The organism is Haladaptatus marinus (assembly GCF_051194195.1).
In genome coordinates this window covers 626546-632987 of record NZ_JBLZNK010000002.1, presented here as the reverse complement: position 1 = coordinate 632987, position 6442 = coordinate 626546, and the positions used below count along the sequence as shown (strand labels likewise).

General features: G+C 56.3%; 6 protein-coding genes. 4 read left to right on the top strand and 2 right to left on the bottom strand.

The window, feature by feature from the left end:
* Nucleotides 1–118 precede the first annotated feature (118 nt).
* Nucleotides 119–640, bottom strand: a complete 522-nt coding sequence (locus tag ACN2TU_RS05505) for an HAD family hydrolase (protein WP_435153626.1) — start codon at nucleotides 638–640, stop codon at nucleotides 119–121.
* A gap of 879 nt (nucleotides 641–1519) precedes the next feature.
* Between ACN2TU_RS05505 and ACN2TU_RS05500 the strand changes: the two genes are divergently transcribed.
* From ACN2TU_RS05500 to ACN2TU_RS05490, 3 genes are all read left to right on the top strand, one after another.
* Nucleotides 1520–1909, top strand: coding sequence for a DUF5805 domain-containing protein (locus ACN2TU_RS05500; RefSeq protein WP_435153624.1), 390 nt, complete (start codon nucleotides 1520–1522; stop codon nucleotides 1907–1909).
* Nucleotides 1899–2954: a tyrosine-type recombinase/integrase gene (locus ACN2TU_RS05495; protein ID WP_435153622.1), complete on the top strand. Its 1056-nt coding sequence runs from the start codon at nucleotides 1899–1901 to the stop codon at nucleotides 2952–2954. Before ACN2TU_RS05500 ends, ACN2TU_RS05495 begins: the two co-directional genes overlap by 11 nt.
* 462 nt (nucleotides 2955–3416) lie before the next feature.
* Complete coding sequence (locus tag ACN2TU_RS05490) at nucleotides 3417–3932, top strand: twin-arginine translocation signal domain-containing protein (protein WP_435153620.1); 516 nt, start codon at nucleotides 3417–3419, stop codon at nucleotides 3930–3932.
* A 56-nt stretch (nucleotides 3933–3988) separates the two neighbouring features.
* Here ACN2TU_RS05490 and ACN2TU_RS05485 read toward each other — a convergent pair whose 3' ends face one another.
* Nucleotides 3989–4582 (bottom strand): DJ-1/PfpI family protein, encoded by a 594-nt coding sequence (locus tag ACN2TU_RS05485; RefSeq protein ID WP_435153619.1) that lies wholly within the window; start codon nucleotides 4580–4582, stop codon nucleotides 3989–3991.
* 226 nt (nucleotides 4583–4808) lie between these two features.
* Between ACN2TU_RS05485 and ACN2TU_RS05480 the strand changes: the two genes are divergently transcribed.
* The gene (locus ACN2TU_RS05480) at nucleotides 4809–6434 is read left to right on the top strand and encodes an acyl-CoA synthetase (RefSeq protein WP_435153617.1); all 1626 of its coding nucleotides are present in this window, start codon (nucleotides 4809–4811) and stop codon (nucleotides 6432–6434) included.
* Nucleotides 6435–6442 lie beyond the last annotated feature (8 nt).

The following is a 6442-nucleotide window of genomic DNA, read 5'->3' as shown; positions in this document are numbered from 1 at the left end:
GTCGTCTCGGCTGGCCGAGACGACCGCTCCATCACCTCCGGGTTTTACCGCCTCACTCGATATTCGCGTTCATCCCAACTGCGATTAGATGAATATCGGAACCGAAACCGCTCTTCTCCTACACTCCCCTGAACGCGGTTCCCGCTCTCCGAGCAGTCTCTTGGTCACTGTCCGAGTCGCCAACGAACAGCGTTCGTTCCGGCCGCACCCCCAGTTTTTCCACGGCGGCGAGTAGCGGTTCCGGATGTGGTTTTCGCTCGGAGACCGAATCGCGACCGATAATCGCTCCGATGTCTTTTGAAATGTCGTGTGCAGCCAAAGCGATGCGACATGCTTTCTCGCAGTTGAGCGAGCAGATACCGACCGGAGCTGCCGCCTCGACAAGTTCGTCCATGATCGGTAGGCGCTCTGATTGGCGCGCTCCGGCACACTCCGCCGCCGCCAAATGCGGCTCGATTGCGTCCGCAGCGCCGATTTCTTCCGCGACCGGCAATAGGTCTAGCGCGTCGTCCGCGTTCGCGTTTCCGCCATGTGTTCGAATTATTGGCTTGATCCGCTTCGCAGTTTCCTCCCAATCTACCGCGAGTCGAACGAGGGTTCCATCGAGGTCGTAAACGATTGCGTCGTACGAATCATTCATTTTTCTAACACAATGTGGTCTGCGCACAAATACGTTCTTGGCATTCGAACATGGTATGGAGACGGTTATCCCCGTCAAATCACTCTGAAGAAGACGCAGACCGGCCGTTCGGAAAATCCGTCGGAGGGAAGTGAATAGGGACACAGCGGTCGGCTCTTGGTCAACTGTGTGACGCACACCAGGGGGCGGATAGTATAGCGACATACAATTTATCCATGCGGCAGACGGGAGCTAACTAACTTAGATAATGATTTGTGCGCTTCACGAACAATTCTTGCACGGGTAGTGAAGAAGGCGGAGGCCGTCAGTTTAGGCTTTCAGACGCGACGAACAGTCCGAACGAAGCCACCAACTAGCTGTTCGCCTCCGGCAGTGGAGTGAAGTAGCACCTCGATGGTGGCAGATACCCACCTCGACACTCGACGCAGGAATAATTCGGCGGCCAGTAGTTGCCAAATGTCGCTGAAAACAAGGGTCGCTGCGCGACTGTTGAGGAGACGGCCAGTGCGGACTGCTCTTCGTGCATTCTAACTGCGTATGTGAGTCGTGTTCTCAACATATATTCAGCCGAATTGGAATACGGTTTGACGGCCCTACCGAGACGACAACCCTCGTTGCAACATCGAGTGGGAGCACAACCACGAGAAAATCAACCTCGGCGCAAATGATTATTTATGAGGATGTAATTTAAAACCACATCTTCAGGTTCCTACCTGAAAATAATATCGTCGTCTGTAGTACTTGATGAGGTGATATTGTGACTCTAATTAGGACGATATACGACAATTCAGCGCGTTAACGGAGTCCCATTCGGAAAGATAAAGTCCCTTATCACGCTCCATGGGACAAATTGAAATACTGGGGATGGGACGTGCAACCATGGGCGACGAGACGAGCAGAACTGTCGTGAAGACATACATTCCCGAATATCAGAAGGACGAATGGCAGTCGCACGCCGACGAACTCGACATGAGCCAGAGCGAGTTCGTCAGAGCCATGGTACAGGCCGGACGAAAGGGATTCGAGATTAATCCTGTGGAGACCCCTGAAGGCGGGGCGAACCCCGGGGGTAGCGAGCTGAAAACACGGCTGCTCGAAACCCTCGCAGCGGAGGGACATCTATCATGGGACGAACTGGTCGAACGACTCGCCGGAGATTTCGAAGACCGACTCGAAAACGTGCTCGACGAACTCCAGTCTGCGAACCGGGTACAGTACAGCGGGCGGCGCGGGGGCTATGAACTCGTCGGAGGTGCCGATGGCCACTAGTTCCGATAGTCCGAACCCCGATGACCCGGTCGGCTACTTCCTCCAAGATTTGCTCTACCACGGGAAAAGTGAGCGAACCAGAACGGCGTATAAACGTGTTCTCCGTCGCTTTGAAGCGTTTCTCACTGACCCCGATTTGAACCCCGCAGGGCGTAGCGTGACCCCGGAATCAGCCACTCAACGCGACTGTATGGCGTGGATTCATACGCTCCGAGGTAACCATGCCGAAAGCACCATCGCGACCTACGCCTCCTATCTGCATCGGTTTTACACGTATATGACGCAAGTCGGCGCGTTCGACTCGAATCCGATGGCGCTCGTGGTCGAAGAGATGCACGAATCTATCGACAAAGATCCGATGCGCCGCGAGATTTCGGTGATGAGTATGCGGGAGTTTGTCGCCGGGATAACGCATCCGTTAGAACGCGCTGTCGTCCTCACACTGCTGAAAACCGGGATGCGTGTCGGCGAAGTCAGCAATCTCGATTTGCGGGATGTGAATCTTGCAGACGAGGAAATACGGCGAACGTACACGCTCGGAAAACGTCCACAACTCGATGGCCGACCCGACTCGATTTTCGTGGCCACAGATGCCGTCCGTGGGCAAGTCGTCAACGAAGAGGAGCGAACCGCCTCGAACAAGCGAAAGCGCGAGACCATCGTCCCCGTGGATGATGAACTCCGAGGGGCGCTCATCTGCTGGCTCGCGATTCGCCCGGATGTCCAATCGCCCGCGGAACCGCTGTTCGTCAGCACGAGTGGCGACTGGGGGACGCGGCTCACGCCAAAAATGGTTCGAAACATCGTCGAGCGCCACGCCCGCGACTGGGGCTGGTATCGAACCGGTGGCGGTGCGGAAGAAAACGTTACCCCCCATTACTTCCGACACTTTTTCACGACGCATCTCCGCGATCGAACCGGCGACAGAGGTATCGTGAAATACCTCCGTGGAGACGTTGCGAGCGACATCATCGACACGTACACCCACAACTGGGGCGACCGAGTGCGCGAGGTGTACGAAGCGAACATCTACTCGCTGGTGTGAAACTCCATCGCGACCCGACCGCGGAGAGTCCACAATAGATATCGAAGTACTCCGACATCAACTCGGTTCTGGATTGGGAAATCAGTGCCATCCCGTCGCTTCGGCAGTCGTGAACCCACGAGAGCGACGATCACAATTCGGACACCGTGAAATATCAATGAGTCGACTCCGGATTTGGCAGGTGAACAGGGATGTTTTCACAATCTATGGTTTCGGAAGAATTGAGTAGTCGAACAACACACGTCTCACGTTGAACCCATATACTGTATGTCGCTATACGAAAGGCGGTTGGATAATTCGTCTTTCGCGTTCCGAATCAATATGCGGAATTCCCGTGGTAATCCCCATTACCGGTCGGATACGACGATTACGAGCGTTCGGACACCGATAGGTTCAATCTGAAAATTTGAAAGTTCTGCGCTCTTTATCAGAGATTCTCACATACTGGTTCGTGAGGGAGAGATGTCCGAGAACGATAATCACGGCACGGAAAACCTCGAATCGAAAGAACGGCGGTCGTTCATGAAAAAGGGTGCACTCGCGGCGGGTGCACTCGCGTTGGGCCTTGGGAGTGCTGGAACCGCTACCGCCCAGGACAACGAGATGTTGGTATACACGTACGCCTATCATCCAAACGTCCCGTTCCGCGTTGAGAACACCTTGGAGCAGTCCACTGTCGTTCGGCTGCTAGCGCGACCCGGTGGTGGAGACGTGCCCGAAATCAGCCAACCAGACGACTACAGCGGCTGGGTTGTTCGCTACGACCTCGGCGGGCAGGATGCGTCGATTACCACAATAGTGTTCTCACGAGGTGCGAGTCTTAGCTCGGGTGACCGACGACGGCTCGCTGGTGACGCATCCATCTTCAGTAGTGGCCTCAACCTGCTTAGCACCAACCTTCAGGGAGGTGGCGGTGGAAACGGCAGCGGAAACAACACAACGACGCAGGGGAACGGCGGAAACAATTCGTCCGCCTGAGCGAACTCGCCGTTGTTTTTTCCGGTATTCGAACGACCCGTGAAAAGATAGTATTCTCAGTCGTCGGCAGCGACGGCCTCATTGTGTTCGATATCGGTTCCTAAAACGTCGAGGAACTGTGATAGCCACTCGACGTGATCGCTCCAGTCCCTGCCAGTCACCAGATTTTTGTCGGTCGTCACGCCATCGTAATACTCGCCACCAGCATCCTCTACGTCCGCTTGTAGTGCGGAGTATGCGGAGCACGTTCGCCCCTCGATGACATCCGCGGCGGCGAGAATCTGGGCGGCGTGACAGATGGCGGCAATCGGTTTGTCCTCGTCGTCGAAGTGTTGAACGACTTCGATAACCTCGTCGTAGTTTCTGAGGTATTCGGGTGCACGCCCGCCGGGGATGACGAGACCGTCATAGTCGGCGGGGTCAATGTCGTCGAACGATGTCGTGAGTGCGAAATCGTGCCCTCGTGATTCGACGTAGGTCTGGTCGCCTCGGAAGTCGTGAATCGCGGTCTTGACGGTGTCGTCTCCGTCTTTTTCGGGACACACTGCATCGACCTCATGGCCGACCGCTTGCAGCGCCTGAAACGGTACCATGATTTCGTAATCCTCGCCGAAATCGCCGACTATCATCAACAGTTTCTTTCCGGCCATCGAGGGGCATACGACGGAGATAAACAAATAGATACTGGCGAACGGGATGGATGAGAAGGGCGTCGAGACTGAACGCAACACCGCTTTAGTTCGAATTAAGGAACGTCCGAATACCGCCGACGAAACGGTACTGAGACGGAATCAGGCGAAAGAGCGGTATGGACTCCTGTCCGACCCGTGATAACAGACGACAAAATCAAATAACCGACCATCCATTGTCCGACGAATGCAAATCGATTACGAGCGCGAACTGTCGGAATTCGAATGGGACATTCCGGAAGAGTACAACCTACCTGCGGTTATCGAGTCACACGCCGAGGAGTTCGGCCACCGACTTGCGGTCAAATTCCGCGACGAGGAGGGAAGCGAGACCGAACGAACCTACGCCGACTTACGCGACGATATGAACCGATTCGCCAACGCTCTCGAATCACTCGGGGTCGGCGAGGGCGATAGGGTGATGCACCTTCTGCCGCGCCACCCGGACGTGTTCGCGATCCAACTCGGGGCGTTGAAACGCGGTGCGATTTTGGTGCCGTGTTCGGCCATGTTGAAGCCGAAAGACCTCCAGTTCCGGGCGAACGACTGCGAGGCGACGACCATCGTCTGCCACGACGAGTTGACCGACATGGTCGAACCGATTCTGGACGAGACGCCGCTTTCGACACTTATCGCATTAGATGGGTCGCAAACGGGCAACTGGGAATCCTTCGCCACCGTGGTCGATGGCGAACCGACCGAACATGACGGCCCGGACATCGGAGCACAATCACCGATGTCCATCAACTACACCAGCGGAACGACGGGACAACCGAAGCCCGTTCTTCATCGCCACCGCTGGATGCATTGCTTCGAGCGCGTCAACGGGCGCTACTGGTGGGGTGTCGAACAGGGAATGGACTACGAGGACGAATTGCTCTGGGCGACGACGGGCACAGGATGGGCCAAATGGTTCTGGAGTCCGGTTGGCGTGGCGCTGACGACGGGTGCACCGCAGTTCATCTATCGAGGGGACTTCGACCCCGAAACGTTCCTTTCGCTGATGGAAGAAGAAGGCGTCACCCGACTCTGTGCGGTGCCGACCCAGTACCGGATGTTCACACAGGAGGACGACATGGCCGACTACGACCTCGCCCTGAAGGAGGTCGTTTCGGCGGGCGAACCGCTGAACCGCGAACCGATTCAGGCGTTCGACAAGGCGTTCGGCGTGACGCCACGGGACGGCTATGGCCAGACGGAAACCGTCGCACTGGTGACGAACTACCCCGGAATCGACGTGAAACCGGGAAGCATGGGCAAGCCAACGCCCGGCCTCGGAACGACCATCATCGACACGGTGGACGACGAGGAAGTCGAAACGGGTGAAATCGGCGAGATCGCGGTCCCGGTCGATAGCCCCGCGATTTTCGACGGCTACTTCGAGAAACCGGAGCTGGACGAGAAGACGTTCTCAGGTGCCTATTACCGAACCGGTGACTTGGCGAGCGAGGACGAAGACGGCCGATTCTTCTTCGAAGGGCGCGCGGACGACATCATCATCTCCGCAGGCTACCGAATCGGACCCTTCGAGGTCGAAGACGCCCTGGTCGGTCATTCGGCAGTTGCAGAGGCCGCTGCAGTCGGTAGCCCTCACGATGAGCGTGGAAACGTCGTCAAATCCTACGTCATCCTCGCGGATGGCTACGAGGGTAGCGACGAACTCGCAGAAGAACTACAAGAGTACATGAAACAGGAGACTGCGCCGTACAAATACCCACGCAGAATCGAGTTCGTGGACGAACTCCCGAAAACGTCCAGCGGAAAAATCAGGCGTATCGAACTCCGCGAGCAGGAACAAGCGAAGTTCGGGTAAGTTCACCG